This is a genomic window from Pseudomonas baltica, from assembly GCF_031880315.1.
GTDB lineage: Bacteria > Pseudomonadota > Gammaproteobacteria > Pseudomonadales > Pseudomonadaceae > Aquipseudomonas.
The window spans coordinates 4,920,993-4,937,613 of sequence record NZ_CP134771.1 but is presented as its reverse complement, the minus strand read 5'-3'; the positions used below and the strand labels follow the sequence as shown (position 1 = coordinate 4,937,613).

The 16,621-nt window shown below is 61.6% G+C and carries 6 protein-coding genes and 2 pseudogenes; 5 read left to right on the top strand and 3 right to left on the bottom strand.

The genetic code is table 11. The annotated features are described in order from the left end of the window. The first annotated feature begins 41 nt into the window (after window positions 1-41). Window positions 42-2,000, top strand: coding sequence for an EAL domain-containing protein (locus REH34_RS22205; protein WP_311969176.1), 1,959 nt, complete (start codon window positions 42-44; stop codon window positions 1,998-2,000). A 77-nt stretch (window positions 2,001-2,077) separates the two neighbouring features. Here REH34_RS22205 and REH34_RS30325 read toward each other — a convergent pair. Both REH34_RS30325 and REH34_RS30320 read right to left on the bottom strand, forming a co-directional pair. Next, a pseudogene (locus REH34_RS30325) lies at window positions 2,078-4,867 on the bottom strand (type I secretion C-terminal target domain-containing protein); the annotation flags it as partial. A 474-nt stretch (window positions 4,868-5,341) separates the two neighbouring features. Beyond that, window positions 5,342-7,597, bottom strand: a pseudogene (locus REH34_RS30320) (retention module-containing protein); the annotation flags it as partial. A 519-nt stretch (window positions 7,598-8,116) separates the two neighbouring features. On the opposite strand from REH34_RS30320, the gene REH34_RS22195 reads away from it, so the two are divergent. The 3 genes from REH34_RS22195 to REH34_RS22185 all read left to right on the top strand — a co-directional run bounded on the left by REH34_RS22195 (window position 8,117) and on the right by REH34_RS22185 (window position 13,132). Then, window positions 8,117-9,475 carry a TolC family outer membrane protein gene (locus REH34_RS22195; protein ID WP_226503391.1) on the top strand — a complete coding sequence of 453 codons (1,359 nt, stop codon included), beginning with the start codon at window positions 8,117-8,119 and terminating at the stop codon, window positions 9,473-9,475. Between the two features lie 109 nt (window positions 9,476-9,584). Further along, window positions 9,585-11,771, top strand: coding sequence for a type I secretion system permease/ATPase (locus REH34_RS22190; RefSeq protein WP_311972137.1), 2,187 nt, complete (start codon window positions 9,585-9,587; stop codon window positions 11,769-11,771). A gap of 2 nt (window positions 11,772-11,773) precedes the next feature. Continuing rightward, entirely contained in the window at window positions 11,774-13,132 is a 1,359-nt protein-coding gene (locus REH34_RS22185) for an HlyD family type I secretion periplasmic adaptor subunit (protein ID WP_226503390.1), read from the top strand. Between the two features lie 162 nt (window positions 13,133-13,294). Here the strand turns inward: REH34_RS22185 and REH34_RS22180 are convergent, their stop codons facing one another. Further along, window positions 13,295-14,257, bottom strand: a complete 963-nt coding sequence (locus REH34_RS22180; protein WP_311969174.1) for a zinc-binding dehydrogenase — start codon at window positions 14,255-14,257, stop codon at window positions 13,295-13,297. Window positions 14,258-14,396: 139 nt separating this feature from the next. Between REH34_RS22180 and REH34_RS22175 the strand changes: the two genes are divergently transcribed. After that, window positions 14,397-16,478 (top strand): carboxy terminal-processing peptidase, encoded by a 2,082-nt coding sequence (locus tag REH34_RS22175; RefSeq protein WP_226503388.1) that lies wholly within the window; start codon window positions 14,397-14,399, stop codon window positions 16,476-16,478. The last annotated feature ends 143 nt before the right edge of the window (window positions 16,479-16,621 follow it).

The window sequence follows — 16,621 nt, the reverse complement described above, 5'->3', positions numbered from 1 at the left end:
TGCAGTCAGTGCCAGACACACCTTGCCCCGAGGAGGTATGAATGTCTTTGCTCAAACAACTGTTCCTGGCCATCTGCGTGTTTCTGGTGGTGGCGTTCAGTGGCAGTTTCATCGTCAGCCTGGAGACCTCGCGCTCGCAACTGACGGACCAGTTACGCGCCCACGCCCAGGATGCCGCCACGGCGCTGGGATTGACCCTTACTGCCAATATCGACGACCCGGCGATGGTCGAACTGATGGTCACGTCGATCTTCGACAGCGGTTACTACGCCAGCATCCGGGTGGTGAATATCAAGGATCACAAGGTCATGGTCGAACGCACCAGCGACCCCGACGATGACGACGGCGCGCCTGCCTGGTTCGCGCGCCTGGTGGACCTGCGCCCCGAGCAAGGCGCGGCGCTGATCATGCGTGGCTGGGAGCAGGCGGCCCAGGTGCAAGTGGCCAGCCATCCCAGGTTCGCCTTGGGACGATTATGGGACATGGCCCTGGGCAGCCTAGCCTGGCTCAGCGGTTGTGCCCTGCTCAGTGCGATTTTCGGCGGCTGGCTATTGCGCCGCCAGTTGCGCCCGCTGGACGACATGACGCGTCAGGCCGACGCCATCGCCCAGCGCGAGTTTCGCCTGCTCGACAACATTCCCCACACCCCGGAACTGCGCCGCGTGGTGCTGGCGATGAATCAGATGGTCGGCAAACTCAAGCAGCTGTTCGCCGAGCAGGCCGCGCGCAGCGATCGGCTGCAGGAGGAAGCCTTCCAGGACAGCCTCACAGGGCTGGCCAATCGGCGCCTGCTCGACGCGCGCCTGACCCAGGCCTTGCTGGTCACCGAGCACAACGGCCCAGGCTATATGCTGACCCTGCGCCTTGACGATCTGGCCGGGATCAATCAGCGTCTCGGCGGTCAGCACACCGATGGCCTCATACGTGCAGTCGGCGACCTGCTGCGCGAGCTGATGAGCTCCCCTCATCGCCAGCAATGGCTGCCGGCGCGCAATCGCGGTGGAGAATTCAGCCTGCTCATGCCGGGCATCACCGCTCAGGATGTCGAGCAGTTGGCCGCTGACCTGAGCCAACGGGTGGCGACCTTGTTCCCGACGGGTGCCAGCGATCACCAACCCGTGGCGCTCATAGGGATCACCGACTATCACCCGGGGCAGGCGCGGGATCAGATCATGCGCGAGCTGGACCAGGCACTTGCCATGGCCCAAGCCCAGCCACAACAGCCTTGGGCAGTGTCCAGCGATTATCTGTCCAGCGATTACCCCTATCCGCCGGCCTACTCCGCCCATGATTGGCGCGACTGGATCGATGCGGCACTCACCGAAGGCAGATTGCTGCTGTATTGCCAACCGGTGGTGGCGTGCACCGCCCCAGGCACCGTAGTGCACCGCAAGGTGCTGGCGCGGCTGCTGGACAACACCGGCGAAGCCATTGCCGCCGGGCGCTTTCTACCGTGGATTCAGCGCCTGGGCTGGTCGACCCGCCTGGATCGCCTGATGCTCGAGCATACCCTCGTGGCGTTGCAGCACCAGCCGCAACCCCTGGCCCTGAGCCTGTCCAGCAGCACCCTTAACGACCCGCTGGCGATGGCCGCCATCATCGAGACCCTCAATGCCCATCCGGCCCAGGCCCGCTGGCTGACGCTGGAAGCCGACGAGCGCAACCTGCCCGTCGCCGCCACGTTGCAGTTTCTGGCCCGGGGGATCATCGGCAGTGGATATGCGTTCGGTTTGCAGCACTTTGGCGGGCTGTTCAGCCAGATCGGCAATCTCAGCCACTTGGGGTTGGCGTACCTCAAGCTCGACGGCAGTTATATCCACGCCATCGATGTACAACCGGACAAACGCCTGTTCATCGACGCGGTACTGCGCACGACACGCAGCATCGATCTGCCGCTGATTGCGGAGATGGTGGAGAGTGCGCAGGAGTTCGAGGTGTTGCAGGAATTAGGCGTGTACGGCGCCATGGGCCGCTGGATCGGGGTGCCAGTGCCGCTTTGAAGCTGCAAGCTGCAAGCTGCAAGCTGCAAGCGTAAAGCCTGTGGCTCGCCGCTTGCAGCTTGCAGCCTGTTACTGGCCTAAACCGTATCAGCCTTCAACGAGTGATCATTCAACATGCCACTGATGATGGTCGCCGTGTCATGCCCGCTGGCAACCATCCCTCCAGCCCCGACCTGCACGCCATAATTACTGGCCACATCGACGTGCTCGAGCGAGATGGTCTGGGTGGTCTTGTCGTTGCCCAGGCTGCTGATCTCGATGGTCGACACCAATCCCTCACCGGTACCGGTCACCTTGAACTGCAGGAAATTATCCAGTGAACTGGCCACCGAGTTCTCGCCGTGCAGCAACTGCGACAGGTCCAGCGTGTCGCTGCCCAGCTTGAAGTCGGTCACCGTGTCGTGCCCGGTGTCGCCGTCCTGCCATTTGAAGGTGTCGTTGCCACCGCCGCCGGTCAAGGTATCGTTGCCCTTGCCGCCGGTGATGACGTTGTCGTGAAGATCGCCCACCAGCCAGTCGTTGTGATCCGAACCGATCAGGTTCTGAATATTCGACAGCGTGTCGCTGCCTGCCCCGACCGTATCCTGAGCGACGCCCACCTGGGTCAGATCGACATGCACGCCGGCCGTTGCCTTGGCATAGCTCGCGGTATTGTTGCCATCGCCGCCATCAAGGGTGTCGTCGCCCGCACCGCCGATCAGCAGATCGTTGCCATCATTGCCGTACAGATCATCGCCCTGGCTGCCAGCCACCAGCACGTCATCGCCCTTGCCGCCTTCCAGCAAGCTGTGGCCTTCACCGGCAATCAGTACATCATTGCCGTCGGTACCGACCAGATGGTTACCGGCCTGGTAATGAATCGCCAATGCGCCGGTGGCTGAATCGCCATGGCTGTCGGCAACGCTGTAGGTGTCGGTGTGCACCGGCGTGGTCGTGGCATGGCTGTAGTCGACGGTCAGAGTGAGTTGGTAGGTCTCAGCCTTGGTGCCTTCTGCGCCAGCCAGGTTGGTGACGTGAATCTTGTAGACGCCATCTTCGGTCGCAGTGAAATTGCCGTCCTTGCCAAGCACCGTGTAAGTACCGTCTGCGGCCGCCCAGGCCAGGCTGGCATGGCTGTCGTTGAGGCTGGACTGCAAGTGCAGCGTTTCGCCCTTTTTCAGCTCGACCGTGAGGGTGTCGGAGGCCAAAGCACTGCCCACCGCACCCAACTCGCCGAGCACGATCAACGCTGCAGTCATCGGCGCCGCATTGCGCACGGTGAACTCCGAGCGCTCGAGATCCAGCCGATTCGCCGTTGCACCGCGGAACGCCAGAGGCGTCGTCGAGGTACTGGTAAAGTCGGCTCCGCGCGCTGCGCCCCAGCCTGTATCGAAGGTTGTCGAGCTGGTCACCTGGGTGCCGGCCGCCGCATTGGCCAGCAACGCCGCCGCAGGCACGATGATGCTCGAATCGAGCACGTTGGTGATGATGGTTTCCGTCGGCGCGACCACTGGCGTATCGGCCAATACGTGCACCGTCAGGGCGTTGCTGGCCACATCGCCATTAGTATCGGTGAGGGTGAACAGCACCGTCTCGGTGAACGCTTGCGTGGCACCCACTGGTGGTGTGTAGGTATAGGCACCGGTGAGCAGATTGACCTGCAGCAAACCGCCATCCTGGGTGCTGACGGCCAACTCGTGGGCCGAGGCAATATACCGGTAGTTATCGGCCACCGCGCCGGCACCTGCGGTGACGGTATTGCTGCCATCGAAGCTGTACTTCACGCCGTCGACGCTGATCGATTTGACGAAGCCGCCGTCAGCACCGAAGCCGCCGCCATCGGTGAGCGAACCCACCACCGGCTGGCCTTGCACCGTGGCACCGAGAATATTGGGCAACTGCGTGACATCGCGCACCAGCTGTGGCGCGATGTCCTTGCCCGTGGTGCCATCGAAGGCGATCGGGTTCAGATAGTCGGCTTGAACGCTGTTGCCGATGCCGATGGCGACCGACTTGATGTCGTGCAGCTTGAGGAAATCGGTCCACACCGCCGCTTCATCGCTGTCGATGCCGTCGCCCAGATTGGGATTGGTCTGGTTGCCGGATTGCTCGCCAGTGACTTTAGGATTGTCGCTCGAGAGCGTCGGATTACCGTCGGAAACGAAGTAGGAAACGGTCTGCACGCCCGCCCCCACCAGCTTGCCATCCGCCGCGTAGGCCGTCTTCGCGCCGTCAAGCGCGTAGTCGTAGTTGGTGCCGCCGCCCGCGGTCAGGCCGTTGACAAGGCGGATGGCCTCGGCAACATCGACCCAACTGCAGCTGACCTGATGGGTCTGGTTGTTGAAGGTGGTGACTTGCACCTTCACATCGCCAATATCGGCGTATTGCAAAAGCATCTTGTCGACTGCCTGCTTGGCCAGATCCAGTCGGGTCAAGTCGGTGCCTTTGACGATATCGTTCATGCTGTTGGAAACATCGATTACCAGCAGCACATTGGCGCCAGTGGCACCGGAGGTGACGGTCGCCTCCTGAGCCACCGCGACCGGCACGGGATCGCTCTTCACGTCGATCACCAGATTGGCGGTGGTCGAGTCGCCGTCACCATCGGTCAAGGTGTAGGTGAAGGTTTCAGTCGCCGTCTGGCCACTCGCCAAGGCTTGATAAGCCGGCGAACTGGGGTCGAGGGTGTAGGTATATTTGCCGTCGGTGCCCATTTCCAGGGTGCCGAACTGGCCTTCGAGGCTGGTCACCACCTTGCCGCTTGCGTCCGTCAGCGTGACCGGATTGGCATTGGTGTCGGCGCCGACATGATCGTTGGTCAGCACGTCGCCGGCGATGCTCAGCAGCTTGGTGCTCAGGGTGCTGTCGCCCTGATCGTTGTTGGCGACGGGCGAGTCGTCCTTGATGGTGATATTGATCCAGGCCGAAGCGGTGTCGCCGTCGGTGTCGGTCGCGGTGAGCTTGAAATCGTCCGACAGCTGCGTTTCCGCCAGCGGATCAGCGCTGCCGGGGGCATTGTTGTGGCCCGGCTCGGCCAGGGTGTAGCTGTAGCTGAGCACGCCGGTGCTGGCGTTGTAACCTGTGATGGTCAGGTTGTTGCCCGACTCACCGGGCACCACCACCCCTTGGGAGTTGACCAGCACGCCATTGGCGACCACCAGCGTGGTCACGGTCTGGCCGTTGACGAGGGTGTCGATGCTCAAGTTGGCCAGGCCATCCTTGGCATCGATGTATACGCTGCTGTGGTCGGTAAGGAAGTTGGCTTTGTCGGATGCGGTATTGGTGCCGGCGGGCAGGTCGGCTTCCTTGAATTCCAGGTCGCCACCGGTGCTGCCCAGCCAGTTGAAAACCACTGCATGGTTGGCGCCGATATCGATGGTCAGGTTGGCGGTGGTGGAGTCGCCGTCGCCATCGGTCAGGGTGTACTTGAACACTTCCTTGTCGGTCAGCCCCGACGCCCTCAGCTCCTTGAACGCATCGCTACCGCTGTTCAATACATAGTCATAGGTGCCGTCGGCATGCAGAGTCAGCGTGCCGTATTTGCCCTCGACGACCTGACCATTGACGCTGAAGTCGGGATTGTCCGAGGCCTTGATAGTGACCGGGGTGGCGTTGCTATCGGCGCCGACCTTGTCGTTGGCCAGCACGGTGCCGGAGAGCTCCGGCGCCTTGTCGGTGACCAGGCTGGCGCCAACGTCGTTGCTGGCGATGGGCGCATCGTCCTTGATGGTGATGTTGATCCAGGCCGAACCGGTGTCACCATCGGTGTCGGTACCGACGAGCTTGAAGTCGTCCGACAGTTGCAGGTTGGCCAGATCGCCCGAAGCGGGCGGATTGTTCTGGACTGCCTCGGACAGCACATAGGTATAGCTGAGAATACCCGTGACTTTGTCGTAGCCGGTGACGGTCAGGATGTTGCCCGACTCACCAACGATCTGCACCGAGTTACTGACCAGATTGCCATTGGAGACCACCTGGGTGCTCTGCAACTGGCCGTCTCTATAGACCTCGATACTCAGGTTCGCCAGCCCGTCCTTGGCGTCGATGTAGACGCTGCTGTGGTCGGTCAGGAAGCTGGCCTTGTTCGGCTCGACGCTGGTGCCATTGGGCAGGTCGGCCTCGCTGAAGATCAGATCGCCGCCACTGGCATGCAGCCAGTTGAAGATCACTTCGTGGTTGGCGGCAATGTTGACGGTCAGGTTGGCGGTGGTCTTGTCGCCATCACCGTCGGTCAGGGTGTAGGTGAAGGTTTCCTTGGCCGCCAGGCCCGAGTCCTTGTACGCCTGGAATGCCTCGCTCTCAGGATTGAGGACGTAGGTATAGGTGCCGTCGGTACCCAAGGTCAGGGTGCCGTAGGTGCCGATGATGGTCTGCCCGGAAACGACGAAGCCAGGATTGAGCGCCGGGTCGATGCTGACCGGATTGGCATTGGTGTCGGCGCCGACGAAATCGTTGGCCACCACGTTGCCGGTGATCTCGGGGGATTGCTGAGTCACGGTACTGCCGACGTCATTATTGGCGATCGGGCTGTCGTCGGTGATGCGCACGTTCAGCCAGGCATCGCCAGCGTCGCCATCGGTATCGCTGGCCACCAGGTGGAAATCTTCCGACAGCTCGGTATTGCTGGTGGTTTGATTGTTCTGTTGATCGACCGAGAGCACGTAGGTGTAGTTGAACACGCCGGTGCTGGCGTTGTAGCCGGTGATGGTCAGGGTATTGCCCAACTGACCGACGATTTGCACCGTACCGTCGCCGGTGTTGCTGACCAGCACACCGTTACTGACCACTTGCACGCCATCGATGGTCAGCGAGGCCAGGCCGTCCGGCGCGACCACGCTGAACACGTCGGTGCGGGTCAGGTCGCCGCCTTTGCCTTGCGCAGTGTTGGTGCCGTTGGGCAGGTCGGCTTCGAATACCCGCTGCTCGCCGCCGTCGCGGTAGAGGTCGACGAAGGTGATGCCGTTGTCGGTAGGGGTGGTCACTGGCGGGGTATCGGGCGGGACTACCACCGGCGGCGTGACGGGCGGGACATCAGGCGGGACGATGACCGGCGGGACCACAGGCGTGGTAACGCCCGCATCGGCAGTCTGGAACAGGTCGCCCACGGGTTCTTGGGCGTTGAGCAAATCGAAGCCCAGACCAATGGTCGGGAAGCCGACGGTCGGCGAGACGCTGCCGCCGGTTTCGGTCAACAGCACGAAGCTGTGGCCGCCGCCGAGGTCGCCGGGGGGCGTGTTGGTGTATACCCCAGTGCCGGTCGGGCCGGCGGCGGTGGCTTCGAGGACTTGAGTCGGGTCGGCACCCGCAGCGATGGCTTGCTGGATCTGCTGCACTTCAGTCAGCTGCGATCCATCGGGTGCCGTAGCCTGATCATGAACGACGATGTTCGGCGGCTGGTCGCTCAACAACTGCTGGCTCAGCTGCAGGCTGCTGCCACGCCCGAGGGTGAGCTCGTTACCATTGGTCAGATGAACGGCCACTGCGCCCGCAGTGCCGGTGTCCAGTGTGTCGCCGGCGAAGAGGCGTTCGCCGTCGGCCACGGCCCGCCGCGAACCATCGCTATGAATCACGAACACCTGCCCGATCACACCTTTCACCACACCGATCAATACTGCCATTGCCATTCTCCGTTGCCACGCGCGCGTGGCAGTCAGGCTATGGGCAAGGACCGGGACAGACACAAGAGTGACAGGCACCACACGATGGCGGCCCTGTCAAAGAGTCTAACTACAGAACAAAATATGAATAAATTCAACGACATTCAGTTCAAAGATTCTTTGATCGGAATGTGCATGGCCTTACAAGAATCATGCCTCCCTGACAAAATCCTGTCGCCCTGCACTCCCTTCCCCTTCCTGGTCAGTTCCCCTGCCTTTTGCGCCACAAATATTATTGAACTTTCCAAGTTGCGCCCAACACCAAGCTGGGCGCAGTTATCAGCTGCGTCTTTGAGTTAACAATGTCGGTAAAGGTGCCGCACGTATAAGTTTATTTTCGCATAAGGCTTATTCTAATTTCGTCTTAGCGCTGGGAAAACTTGTTCTGCGATAGTGTGTTACAAGCTCCAATCAAATATCGATGGTTCTCAGTCAGATTTCTGACGCCCATTATAAGACCTTCACACGGAGAAGTACCCAATGCGCGTTTTGACCCCTCTGTGCAGCGCTATGTTGTTAGCGATGATGGGCGCCAATGTTCAAGCGATGAGCCTGCAGGAAGCGATTCAGACCACCATCGATTTCCACCCCGACCTGCAATCCAATATCCATAATCGATTGTCTGCCGACCAAGATGGCAAAGTCGCCAGCAGCGGCTACCTGCCCACGGTCGATCTGGTAGGCGGTTATGGGCGTGAACGCTCGGACAATCCAACCACCCGCTTCCAGGGCGGTCACCACACCGAAAGTCTGAATTACACCCAGTCGGAACTGCGCCTGCGTCAGATGCTTTTCGATGGTTTCAATACGCCTAACGAAAAGGCCCGCACTTCGGCCGTGTCTACCTCGCGCGCCTATTACGTACAAGGCAGCGCCGAAGACCTGGCCCTGCGCACCATCCAGGTGTACCTCGAAGTACTCAAGCAGCGCGAGCTGGTGACGCTGGCCAAAAACAACCTGCAAGCTCACTTGCGCATCAACGATCAGATCGGCTTGCGCAGCCAGCAAGGGATCGGCAGCACCGCCGACACCGACCAGTCCCGCGCCCGTCGCGCGCTGGCGGAAAACAATTTCTACACCGCGCAGGTCAACCTCTCCGATGCCGAGGCCAATTTCTACAGTGCCGTGGGGCGCATGCCCGACGAGCTGGAAACGCCCCCGTCGATCAAGGGCGAATTGCCCACCGATCTACAGGCCGCGCGCAAGGACATGATGAGCAACAACCCCTATCTGAAATCGGCGCAGGCCGACGTACAGGCGGCGGAGAGTCAATACGAAGTGGCCAAGTCACCGTTCTATCCGCGACTTGACGGCGAACTGGCGGTGGGTGCCAACAACAACATCTCGGGCGAAGAAGGCCACAACAACAGCTGGCGTGCCGGCGTGGTGGTCAATTACAACCTGTTTCGCGGCGGCGGCGACAAGGCCCGGCTGCAATCCGATGCCTACAAGATCAATCAGGCCATGGACATTCGCAACAACGCCCTGCGCCAACTCAACGAGAACATGTCGCTGAGCTGGAACGCCATGCTCAACGCCCGCCAGCAAACCCCTTATGCCCGCGAGTACGCCGAGACCACCACGCGCGTACGCGCCGCCTATCAGGATCAGTTCGGCCTCGGCCAGCGGACCCTGCTCGACTTGCTCGACAGCGAGAACGAGCTCTACACCGCCAATAGCCGTTATGTCGAAGTGCGCTATACCGAGGAATACGCGATGTACCGCGTGCTGGCCAACATGGGCGACCTGGTGGCCAAGACCCGCGTGGTATTGCCACCAGAGGCCATTGCACAGACCGAAATCAAAAGCGAAGCACAGCTCTTGCCGGAGATGCGTTGAGCGGCGCCTGTAGCGCCGCTGTAGCGAGTCGGTAGCGCCCCGCGGCGCCGCCGATTCGCGCAAAAGAAGTCCTGGCCGAAGTACCGCTGGAGTAGAACCGTTGACCACGATGCACAGCCCCACGCCCGACCCCACGCCTGAGCGTGTACCGACCGGCAGCGACCCGAGGCAGTCTTTCGACGATCCGCTGCTCGATGGCCTGCTGATTCTTTGCAAGTTGCACGGCTGCACGGTCAGCCGCGCCAGCCTCAGCGCGGGTCTGCCGCTGGCTCAGCAACGCCTGGGCAAGGATCTGCTGCCCCGCGCCGCCGCGCGCGCCAGCCTGCAGGCACGGGTGTTGCGCCGCGAGCTGGATACCATCAACGCGCTCAACCTGCCCGTACTGCTGCTGCTCAAGGAGGGCCGCTGCGCGGTACTGCGGCGCTGGGGCGAGGATGGCCGGGCGTTGATTCTGCCCAGCGAAGCCGAAGGCGGCGAACAGTGGTTGAGTCGCGACGAACTGGCCAGCGTCTACACCGGCGAGGCATTGTTCGCTCGCCCCCGACATGAACTCGAAGACCTGCGCACCCCGCTGATGCCGCGGGTCGATTCCTGGTTTCGCGACACCCTCAAGCTGTCGCGCTGGCTCTACAGCGACGCCTTGCTGGCCAGCCTGATGATCAACCTGCTGGGCCTGATGGTGCCGCTGTTCGTCATGCAGACCTACGACCGCGTGGTCCCCAATCAGGCCACCTCGACCCTGTGGGTACTGGCCGCGGGCCTGCTGGTGGGCACGTGCTTCGAGCTGATCCTGCGCGTCGTGCGTGCACACCTGCTGGACCAGGCCGGTAAAAAAACCGACCTGATCCTCTCCGCGACGCTGTTCGAGCGCATCACCGGCATGGCCATGAAGGCCCGCCCAGCCACCATCGGTGGCTTCGCTCAGAGCATCCATGACTTCCAGGGCCTGCGCGAGTTTCTCACTGCCGTGACCCTCACCAGCATCATCGACCTGCCGTTCGCGGTGCTGATGCTGGTGGTGATCGGCCTGCTGGGCGGCTGGCTGGTGATCATCCCGGTGCTGGCGTTTCCGATCACCATCATCTTCGCCTTGCTGATTCAGATCCGCCTGCGCGACACCGTGCAAAAAAGCCTGACGCTGGGCGCCGAACGCCAGGCCCTGCTGATCGAAACCCTCGGCGGCCTGGAAACCCTCAAGGCCTGCAATGCCGAGAGCGAGCGCCAGCATCACTGGGAGTCGACCCACGGCGCCCTCACCCGCCTCGACGGCCACGCCCGCGACCTCGCTGCGCTGGCCACCAATGGCACGCTGTTCATCCAGCAGTTCTGCGGCATGAGCACCATAGTCGCTGGGGTCTACAGCATCATCGCCGGCAACCTCAGCGTCGGCGCGCTGGTGGCCACCTACATGCTGGGCAGCCGCGTGCTTGCGCCGCTGGGCCAGATCGCCGGCTTGATCACCCGTTATCAACAAGCGCAGCTGACCATGCGCAGCACCGATCAGTTGATGGCCCTGCCGCAAGAACGGGACATCAAGCAACGCCCTCTCGATCGCACGCAATTGCAGGGCGGTGTCGGCCTCAGTCAGGTGGTGTTCAGCTATGCCGGGCAAAATACCCCGGCGCTCAGCGCTGTCAGTTTCAGCATCAAGCCCGGCGAACGGGTCGGCATCATCGGCCGCAGCGGCTCGGGCAAAAGCACCCTGGCGCGCCTGTTGATGGGCTTCTACGAGCCGACCGAAGGGCAGATCCTGCTCGACGGCCTCGACCTGCGCCAGCTTGATGTGGCCGACCTGCGCCAGCAGATCGGCTATGTCGCCCACGACTTGCCGCTGCTGGCGGGCAGCCTGCGTGACAACCTGACCCTGGGCGCGCGCTATGTGAGTGATGCGCGCATGCTCGAAGTCGCGCAACTGACTGGCGTCAGCGAGCTGGCTCGGCAGCACCCGCAAGGCTTCGACCGCCCAGTGGGTGAACGTGGCCAGCTGTTATCCGGCGGCCAGCGCCAGGCCGTGCTGCTGGCTCGGGCGATGCTGCTGGAGCCACCGATCATGGTCCTCGACGAACCCACCAGCCACATGGACAACAGCAGTGAAGACCTGCTGCGCCAGCGCCTGCATGCGTGGATACCGGGCAAGACTCTGCTGCTGGTCACCCACCGCACCACCATGCTCAGCCTGGTCGATCGGTTGATCGTGCTGGACAACGGCCGCATCGTCGCCGACGGCCCGAAAGAGACCGTCATCGAAGCGCTGCGCAAAGGTCGCGTCGGCACTGCACCCGCTCAGGAGGGCTGAACATGAGTCATTCAACAGGCGGCCTGCGCGGCTACCTCGACAGTTTCGGCAAGACCGGCGAACGGGAATTCATGCCCGAGCTGGCCAGCGCCGGCCTCAACGATTCGCCACGGCGCTCGCGACTCACCGTCTGGGTGGTGGCGGCGCTGATCGTTGCCGCACTGGTGTGGGCCAAGCTGGCGGTGATCGAGGAAGTCACCACGGGTGAAGGCAAGGCCATCCCTTCGAGCAAGGTGCAAGTGATCCAGAACCTGGAGGGCGGCATCGTTTCGGAAATCCTGGTGCGCGAAGGCCAGATGGTCGAAAAAGGCGACACCCTGCTACGTCTCGACGATACCCGCTACCTGTCCAACCGTGGTGAAAGCGAAGCCGATCGCTACACCTTGATGGCCCAGGTCGATCGCCTGGCGGCTGAAGCCACCGGCAAACCGTTCGTAGTGTCGGATGAAATCAAGACCAAGGCGCCGCAGGTGGCCGCTGACGAAATGGCTTTCTATACCTCGCGCCAGAGCAAGCTGGCCAGCGAACAGAACACCCTTAATCAGCAACTGGTGCAAAAGACTCAAGAGCTGGCCGAGTTCCGCTCCAAGCAGGCGCAGTACCGCAACAGCCTGGCCTTGCTGCAGCAGGAAATGGACATGTCGACGCCGCTGATCAAATCCGGCGCGGTCTCGCCGGTAGAGATCCTGCGCCTCAAGCGCAGCGCCGTGGAAGCCCGTGGACAGATGGATGCCACCAGCCTGGCGATCCCCCGCGCCGAGGCGGCCATCGCCGAGATCCGCAGCAAGGTGCAAGAGTCGACACTGGGCTTTCGCTCCGATGCCTCCAAGGACCTCAACGACAAGCGCACGGAGCTGGCCAAGATCACCGCCACCACCATCGCCATCGATGACCGCGTGACGCGCACCACGGTGGTGTCGCCGGTCAAAGGCATCATCAAGCAGATGAAGATCAACACCATCGGCGGCGTGGTTCAACCAGGCAGCGACATGCTCGAGATCGTGCCCATGGAAGACAATCTGCTGATCGAAGCCAAGGTACGGCCGCAAGACGTGGCCTTCCTCCACCCCGGCCAGAAAGCCATGGTCAAGTTCAGCGCGTACGACTACACGATTTATGGTGGGCTCAAGGCCAAGCTGGAACTGATCAGCGCCGATACCGTGACCGATGAAAAGGGCAACAGCTTCTACCTGATTCAGGTACGGACCGACCTCAATCATTTGGGCGGTGACAACAAGCCGCTGTTGATCATCCCCGGCATGACGGCGACGGTGGACATCATCACCGGCGAGAAAAGCGTGCTGGACTACGTGCTCAAGCCGGTACTCAAGGCGCGGACCGAATCGTTACGCGAGCGGTGAGTCAGCGGACTATTTTTGGCCGCCCCGGCCCTTTCGCGGGCAAGCCTTGCTCCCACAGTGCAAACAGCTCTTATGTCTTACACCTGTGGGAGCAAGGCTTGCCCGCGAATAGGCCAGCAAGACTGGCAAAAAACCCAGGTTTCATGAATCTTTCATGATCACCTAGATCAGCGTCTCATCGACGATCAACACCACCTTCCCGCTGATCTGATTACCGGCCAACTCATCGAAGGCGGTTTCGGCATCGACGATCGGGAAGGTTCGTACCACCTGCGGGCTCAAGCGCCCTTCCGTGAACAACGGCCACACATGCTGGCCCAGATCGCTGAGCAGATCGGCTTTGAACTGATCGCTGCGGCTGCGCAGCGTCGAGCCCAGCAGGTGAATGCGCTTGCCCAGCACCGCGCCCAGATCGACCTGCGCCTTGGTGCCGCCCATCAGGCCGATCATCACCCAGCGCGCATCCAGCGCCGCTACCTTGATATTCAGCTCGGCGTAGTTGCCGCCCACCGGATCGAGGATCACATCGAACGGCCCAAGGTCGCGCAACGCCTCCAGATCGACGCTGCGCACCACACCCCCTTGAGCGCCCAGAGCCTCGCAGTAGGCCAGCCGCTCGGCCGAACCGACGCTCACCCAGGTCGGGTTGCCGAACGCCTTGCACAGCTGGATCGCCGCCGAGCCGATACCGCTCGCACCGGCGTGCAGCAGCACTTTTTCGCCCGGCTTGAGCGCCGCCAGCTGGAACAGGTTGAGCCACACCGTGGCGTAGACCTCTGGAATCGCCGCCGCGTCGATCAGGCTTACGCCCTCCGGCACCGGCAACACGTGACGGCCATCGACCACCACTTCCTCGGCCATGCCACCACCGGCCAGCAACGTACAGACCCGATCACCCACCTGCCAGGACGACCCTGGCCCCACTTCGGCGATAATCCCCGAACACTCGAGTCCGAGAATATCGCTGGCGCCTGGCGGTGGCGGATAGTGACCCGCGCGCTGCAGCAGATCGGCACGATTGAGCCCCGCCGCGGCCACGCGAATCTTCACTTGACCTGCATCAAGGGTGGGGCTTGGACGCTCAACCCACTCGACATGTCCTTCAACGCCTTGCAATGCCTTCACAGTGCCTCCATAGTTGACTCATGACTGAGCCCGGCGCCTTGGCGCCGGGCTTTTCGCATTATGCGTCCGGCTTCAACGGAACCGGCGAATTCAAAGACGGCCTAATATGCGTTATCAATTGCCCCCGCGTCGAATCAGCATGAAGCATTTCTTACCCAGTTCCGCCCTCGCCCTGTGCATTGGCCTCGGCACCCTGTCGATGTCGGCCAATTCTTTTGCCGACAACAGCTGGGACAAGTTGCAGCCTGATCGCGATGAGGTAATCGCCAGTCTCAACGTCGTCGAACTCCTCAAACGCCACCACTACAGCAAGCCGCCCTTGGACGATGCCCGTTCGGTCATCATCTATGACAGCTACCTGAAGCTGCTTGATCCCTCGCGCAGCTACTTTCTGGCCAGCGATATCAGCGAATTCGACAAATGGAAAACCCAGTTTGACGATTTCCTGAAAAAGGGCGATCTGGACGCGGGCTTCACCATCTACAAACGCTACCTGGATCGCGTCAAGGGGCGTCTGGACTTTGCCTTGACGATCCTCGACAAGGGCGTCGACAAGATGGACTTCAACGGCAATCAGACCCTCGAAGTCGATCGCAAGAACGACCCGTGGCCCAAGGATCAGGCAGAACTCGACGACCTGTGGCGCAAACGCGTCATGGATGAAGTGCTGCGTTTGAAGATTGCCGGCAAAGACCCGAAAGCCATCCAGGACTTGCTGGTCAAGCGCTACAAGAATCAACTCGTGCGCCTGGACCAGACCCGCGCCGAGGATATCTTCCAGGCCTACATCAATACCTTCGCCCAGTCCTACGATCCGCACACCAACTACCTGTCGCCTGACAGCGCGGAAAACTTCGACATCAACATGAGCCTGTCGCTGGAAGGCATTGGCGCGGTGCTGCAGAGCGATAACGATCAGGTCAAGGTCGTGCGCCTGGTACCGGCCGGCCCTGCCGACAAGACCAAGCAACTGGCGCCGTCCGACAAGATCGTCGGCGTGGCCCAGGGCGACAAGGAAATGGTCGACGTGATCGGCTGGCGCCTGGACGAAGTGGTCAAGCTGATCCGCGGCGCCAAGGGCTCCGTGGTGCGCCTGGAAGTGATCCCGCATACCAATGCGCCGAACGACCAGACCAGCAAGATCGTGTCCATCACCCGCGAAGCGGTGAAGCTCGAAGAACAGGCCGCCAAGAAGTCGATCCTCAACCTCAAGCAGGATGGCAAAGACTACAAGCTCGGGGTGATCGAGATCCCGGCCTTCTACCTCGACTTCAAAGCTTTCCGCGCCGGCGATCCGGATTACAAGAGCACCACCCGCGACGTCAAGAAACTGCTGACCGAGCTGCAGAAGGAAAACGTCGACGGCGTGGTCATCGACCTGCGCAACAACGGCGGCGGTTCGCTGCAGGAAGCTACCGAGCTGACCAGCCTGTTCATCGAGAAAGGCCCGACCGTGCTAGTGCGCAACAGCGACGGCCGCGTCGATGTGCTCGAGGACGAGAGCCCAGGTGCCTTCTACAAAGGCCCGATGGCACTGCTGGTCAACCGCCTGTCCGCCTCGGCTTCGGAGATTTTCGCCGGCGCCATGCAGGACTATCACCGCGCGTTGATCATCGGTGGCCAGACCTTCGGCAAAGGCACGGTGCAGACCATCCAGCCGCTCAATCATGGCGAGCTGAAACTGACCCTGGCCAAGTTCTACCGGGTTTCCGGGCAGAGCACCCAGCATCAGGGCGTACTGCCGGACATTGCCTACCCGTCGATCATCGATACCAAGGAAATCGGCGAAAGCGCGCTGCCCGAAGCCATGCCGTGGGACACCATCCGCCCGGCGATCAAGCCCGAAACCGATCCGTTCAAGCCGTTCCTGGCCCAGCTCAAGGCGCTGCATGACAAGCGCACCGATAACGATCCGGAGTTCATCTTCATCCGCGATCGCCTGGCCCTGGCGCAGAAGCTGATGGAAGAAAAAACCGTCAGCCTCAACGAAGCGGTGCGTCGCAAGCAGCACACCGACATCGAGAACCAGCAGTTGGCCCTCGAAAACACCCGTCGCAAGGCCAAGGGCGAAGCGCCATTGACCGAGCTGAAAAAGGAAGACGAAGACGCCCCGGCGACGGATCCGAACGATTCCAAACCTGAGAACGACGCCTATCTGAGCGAAACCGGGCGTATCCTGCTGGACTACCTGCGCTTGAACACCACGGTGGCCAAGAAGTAGTGCGATGAAGCAAGCTAAATGATGGCGATCCGTCATCAAACAGTCATGAAGCTGTCGTGAAATAGCCGGGCGCCTAACAGGCGCCCGGTTTTTTTATGCCTGCAATCTCTACTTTAGACACACTCATAATCCCTGTGGGAGCG

Coding starts and splice junctions, on each gene's coding strand:
- REH34_RS22190 (WP_311972137.1), top strand. CDS start 9,585: ATGCACAGCCCCACGCCCGACCCCACGCCTGAGCGTGTACCGACCGGC.
- REH34_RS22185 (WP_226503390.1), top strand. CDS start 11,774: ATGAGTCATTCAACAGGCGGCCTGCGCGGCTACCTCGACAGTTTCGGC.
- REH34_RS22205 (WP_311969176.1), top strand. CDS start 42: ATGTCTTTGCTCAAACAACTGTTCCTGGCCATCTGCGTGTTTCTGGTG.
- REH34_RS22175 (WP_226503388.1), top strand. CDS start 14,397: ATGAAGCATTTCTTACCCAGTTCCGCCCTCGCCCTGTGCATTGGCCTC.
- REH34_RS22195 (WP_226503391.1), top strand. CDS start 8,117: ATGCGCGTTTTGACCCCTCTGTGCAGCGCTATGTTGTTAGCGATGATG.